Below are 442 nucleotides of genomic sequence, written 5' to 3'. Positions count from 1 at the left end.
GTCGACAACGCCGGCGCCACGATGAACGAGGTCGTCGTCGCGGTAAAGCGCGTCACCGACCTCATGGGCGAAATTGCGTCGGCGTCGGTCGAGCAGCATACCGGCATCGAGCAGGTCAACCAGGCGGTCATGCAGATGGACGAGGTCACGCAACAGAACGCCGCGCTCGTGGAGGAGGCATCCGCTGCGGCGCAGTCGATGGCATCACAGTCGAACGCGTTGCGCGAACTGGTTTCGATCTTCCGCCTGCCTGACGGGATGGCGGTCGCGGCCAGCCCAACGGAGCGAGCGGCAGAGGTCCAGCCGCGCCCGAAGCCGGCCGTGCGAAAGACGGTTCAACGCAAAACCGAGGCCGCAGTCGTGGCCAATGAAAGCGCCGCGAGCTGGCAGTCGTTCTAGTCCGTGACACGTTCTGATTTTTGATGGACCGCCGGCGGGCATG

General features: G+C 64.9%; 1 protein-coding gene. It reads left to right on the top strand.

Annotated elements, in window-relative coordinates:
- A partial coding sequence (locus tag SB771_RS33505; protein WP_410721853.1) for a methyl-accepting chemotaxis protein occupies nucleotides 1–399 on the top strand: 399 nt, incomplete at its 5' end.
- Nucleotides 400–442: the final 43 nt, after the last annotated feature.

Origin of the sequence: Burkholderia sp. SIMBA_051, assembly GCF_046534915.1 — a bacterium.
In the GTDB taxonomy this organism is placed as follows: Bacteria; Pseudomonadota; Gammaproteobacteria; order Burkholderiales; family Burkholderiaceae; genus Burkholderia; species Burkholderia ambifaria.
Note: the sequence above shows the minus strand (reverse complement) of the source record. Positions and strands in the feature narration are given on the sequence as shown.